Source organism: Ruegeria arenilitoris (assembly GCF_013032445.1).
GTDB classification, from domain to species: Bacteria; Pseudomonadota; Alphaproteobacteria; order Rhodobacterales; family Rhodobacteraceae; genus Ruegeria; species Ruegeria arenilitoris_F.
In genome coordinates, this window is the sequence record NZ_WQCA01000072.1 from 1 (window position 1) to 4,287 (window position 4,287).

General features: G+C 51.5%; 3 protein-coding genes. All 3 read right to left on the reverse strand.

Going from position 1 to position 4,287, the window contains the following annotated elements:
* Positions 1 to 268 precede the first annotated feature (268 nt).
* Positions 269 to 1,816 (reverse strand): arylsulfatase, encoded by a 1,548-nt coding sequence (locus GOW98_RS25400; protein WP_170337380.1) that lies wholly within the window; start codon positions 1,814 to 1,816, stop codon positions 269 to 271.
* Positions 1,817 to 1,982: 166 nt separating this feature from the next.
* Complete coding sequence (locus tag GOW98_RS25405) at positions 1,983 to 3,491, reverse strand: phospholipase D family protein (protein ID WP_367646913.1); 1,509 nt, start codon at positions 3,489 to 3,491, stop codon at positions 1,983 to 1,985.
* A gap of 280 nt (positions 3,492 to 3,771) precedes the next feature.
* Positions 3,772 to 4,287 (reverse strand): DDE-type integrase/transposase/recombinase (locus tag GOW98_RS25410; RefSeq protein WP_170337382.1); only part of this gene is annotated, 516 nt, incomplete at its 5' end.

Here is a 4,287-nt window from a genome sequence, read left to right on the forward strand (position 1 = left end):
CCAAACGCTACGCACTCGCCCTGCCCCGCTCAAGTAAAGTTAATCTGACAAGACCCTCAGCGGTTTACATGGTTGGCGGGTCGCAGCCCCAAAGCAGTCATTCAGAACCAAGTTTCGGGTTTTCAGAGATGCAACTGAAGCCGCAACTAATGTATACCTCGGACTGAACTAACGTCAGTCCAAGGGTATTGTTGTTCGAGGTTTACCTTGAAAGTTAAACGCTTTTCCCCTTTGACGGACGAATTTACCTAACTCCCCTCCATTAGAGTTATTGATTGCCAGCTCGGCTGGTGAGTTCTTCCATAACGTTATCGAGGTTGAAACTGCCTGGTTTTTGCCTTGGCGGGAATTCTTCAAAACTTTGCAACCACTGCCCAACATAAGCTGCTGCTGGAGCTATGGCGAACATATGCTCAAGGAACCAACGTTGATATCCCATCGCGTTTTCTTCCTCGGCTCTCTCAAAAGGATCGCTGCGCAAGTTCGAAAGCATTGGTGCGCGCAAAACCTCAAACGGTGAAAGCCAGACATCGAGTCCATGCGCGTTCTGCTTCAGGAATGTCACTTTGTATTGCTCGTAACGCAAGGCAGCGACGCTGCCGTCATCGGTCCAATAGATGAACTCACTACGAGGCCAATCATCGGTTTCACCTGAGAATGAAGGCAGAAGATTGTAGCCGTCCAGATGCGCCTTGTATTGGCGACCGATGGCTTCAACGCCGCCTGAAAGTAGCTTCTCTTTGATGTCGGGTTCACCAACAGAAGCCATTATTGTTGGCAGCATGTCAGCGTGTGAAGCCACACCGTTAATCTTAGATCCTGGCTCGATGACGCCAGGCCACTTAATGACCGTTGGGACGCGATATCCACCTTCCCATTGTGTGTTCTTCTCTCCACGGAAGGGTGTTGTTCCGCCATCTGGCCAAGTGAATGTTTCAGCACCGTTGTCCGTCGAGTACATCACGACGGTGTTTTCGGAAATTCCGAGCTCATCAAGTTTGTCAAGAAGCACACCCACATGCCCATCATGCTCCACCATGCCGTCAGGATAGATCCCAAGGCCGGTTACTCCATCTGACTCATCTTTGAGATGCGTGAAAATGTGCATACGGGTGGAATTCCACCAAAGGAAAAACGGTTTATCCTGCTCAACGGCTCTATCCATGAAGTCCAACGCACTGGCGGTGACTTCCTCATCAACGGTTTCCATACGCTTTTTTGTCAGCGGGCCCGTGTCTTCAATCGACCCATCGGCCGTTGATTTGATGACCCCTCTTGGGCCGAAATTCTGTCTGAAGGTTTCATCTTTCGGATAATCCGGGTTTTCGGGCTCTTCCTCGGCATTCAAGTGATAAAGATTGCCAAAGAACTCATCAAAACCGTGATTGGTGGGAAGGTGTTCATCCCGGTCGCCCAAGTGGTTCTTTCCGAACTGGCCGGTCATATAACCGTGGTTCTTCAACAGACCGGCAATTGTAGGATCTTCAACGGGCATACCCTCTGGCGCACCCGGCAGGCCAACTTTGGTTAGGCCTGTACGAATGGGTGACTGTCCTGTGATGAAAGCTGCGCGGCCAGCAGTGCAAGACTGCTCTCCATACCAATCAGTGAAAAGCGCGCCTTCTTTAGCTATGCGGTCGATATTGGGTGTCTGATAACCCATCATTCCATGATTATAAGCACTGATATTCCAGTAACCGATGTCGTCGCCCCAGATGATAAGGAAGTTCATTGGGGGCTCATCTTGTGCGTAAATCGCTGTTGCCGTCGCAGCAAATATGGCTGCCGCAATTGTGGATCTAACTCTGTATTTCATTTTTCCCTCCCAATTTGCTTTGCATAATTCCAAACAAGTTAACACAAATTCAGATGCTTTTATTTTTCGCGGCGTCAACACCTACGATCTAGGGCAAATCCAGCTAATAATTGGCCTGTATCGCGATTGGGATAAGCTGTTCCAAAAAACCGAACTTGCTGCGTGGTCAAAGCATCCATTCGACTGGCAGCCACCTTACGACCGCCGTCAGCGCGCGCTGTAGGCCGTTCGTTTCGGGGTCCACCGTATGAACCGTGACCGTCCCGTCCTGTTCTTCTTGCAGCCAGATCATCTCACCATCTTCGTTCAACTCGACGCGATACGAAAACTCCGGTCTGTTCAATTCCTGGGCGAGAGATGCTGCAATCGTTGGGCTTTCGATCAGGAGCCCCATTTCAGTGTTCAATCGCGCCGATCTGGGATCTAGGTTATATGAGCCAATAAAAATCCGCTTTTCATCTGATCCAAATACTTTTGCATGCAGACCCGATGCCGATCCTGCGAGCATCTCCGGCAGACTTCGCGCGCGATGTTCCTGTCGCAAAGCTCGAAGCTCCAATAGCTCTACACCGCTGTTCAGCAGGTCGTCCCTGTAACGCATGTACGCTGCATGAACCGGCATCACGTCGGTTGCGTCCAAAGAGTTGGTCAAGACACGGACTTTAACGCCGGCCTTTGCCAAACCGTCCAGAATTTCTGCACCGCGCTGACCGGGAATGAAATACGCTGAAACAAGGTCCAGCGAGGTTCGAGAGCCGTTAGCGAATTTGATCAGTTGCTCGACGATCAAGTCTTCACTTTCTGCGTCGCCCAAACCTTTCGCCGGGTCGTCCACGAAAAGGGTGACTTCGCTCCACTCGAATTTCAGATCATGCGCCGCTATCCGGTCGGCGAGCTCACTGTCTTGAATCGCTTTTTGGTAGCCTGCGCCTGCAGCAGTTTTCCGAGCGGCATCCGCCTTGGATTGAAGGCTTTTTTCCGAGGAGGGTTCCAGAAACAGGGCTGCGTCGTAAGAGGACGCGCTATTCCAATACGCGTCGAATGATTGCGAAACCTCATCGACAATCGGGCCTATGGCTATCGTATCTACATCCAGGTAGTGTGTTCCCGCCCCGTAATCGAAATAGATGTCGCCAATATTGCGGCCCCCAACAATCGTGGCGACCCCGTCCACGGTCATCGACTTGTTATGCATCCGACGGTTCAAACGGTTGAAGTCAAATGCGTAAGACAGAAGCTTGGGGTTTCTCAGTGTAAACGGATTGAAAATACGCACATGCGCGTTGGATAGAGCATTCAGTTCGGCAAGCAAGTCATCCATCCCTGAGATGCCGTTATCGTCGACAAGTAATCTGACCCGAACGCCGCGTTCGGCCGCTGCCCTGAGCTCATCGAGCAACATCAGACCCGTAACATCGTCCTGCCAAATGTAGTACTGAGCGTCGATTGAAGACGTCGCTTCCCTTGCCAGTATGGCCCTGGCCGCAAACGCTGCCCGCCCGTTGCCCAATGGCCGTACGCCATCAAGGCCGGGGTTCCGTTCGATAGCATTTTGAATAGTCTCACCTAAAGGCCCGGTCCAATTGGCATCTTGTTTCAGTGTTCGCTCAGAAAAGTTTTCTTCAGGAAGAGGAAACACCAGCTTTAGCCCGACAATGGCGAGTGTGATCGCCACCACAACAGTCAAAAAAATCCTGATAAGCCGCATTCAGGGCCCCGTGTTCGATGCTTCAGATTGGCCTTGTTGATGAACATGGTCTATCGACAGCTAATTTATCAAGAGTTCAGACCGGAATGACAGATCGTCGAACCCACCAAATGCAGAACAAGCCAAGCGTCTCACGAACTTATTCAGAGGAACGATTTTCACTGAACCCCGACAATTGCCGAGTGTCTCCGAAAGGTGGTGTCAGACAAATTCGAACCAGTCTCAGTTTGCCGCAGAAACCGTGATCCTATTCGGAACAAAGTTGACGCCACCCTGTAAGAGCGGCGGTGCGCGTCAGCTTGAAGGTGTCTCGGCTGGTCAGCGATCTTTCCTGGTTGAAGTGGTTGTAAACGGAGGAATGGACGGAGGCGAATTTCTGCAAACTTCGCATACGCCTGAAACGCAGCATGGCCCATTCTCTTCGTCGAAACGGCAGGTGCGAGTTCTCGACGCGGTTGTTGAGCCACCTGCCCGTCCTTTGTTTTTCGGTAGCGCCAAGCTCTCTGAGCGCGGCTCTGTATGAGGCGAAGCGATCCGTGACGACGTTTTCCGCTTTACCGTGCCGCTTCATCAATTTCCTGAGGAATTTCAGTGCTGCCTGCTTGTTTCGGCGTTTGGTGACAACGGCTTCCAGCACCTCACCTTCGTGATCAACGGCCCGCCAAAGATAAAGCCGCTTGCCATTTACCTTCACAAAAACCTCATCCACGTGCCATTTCCATTTGGAGAACGCGCGCAGCTGCTGAACACGCTTCTGTCTAAT

What these genes read in the sequence shown, in the direction of transcription:
- GOW98_RS25400 (WP_170337380.1), bottom strand. Translation starts at nt 1,816, where the DNA reads ATGAAATACAGAGTTAGATCCACAATTGCGGCAGCCATATTTGCTGCG.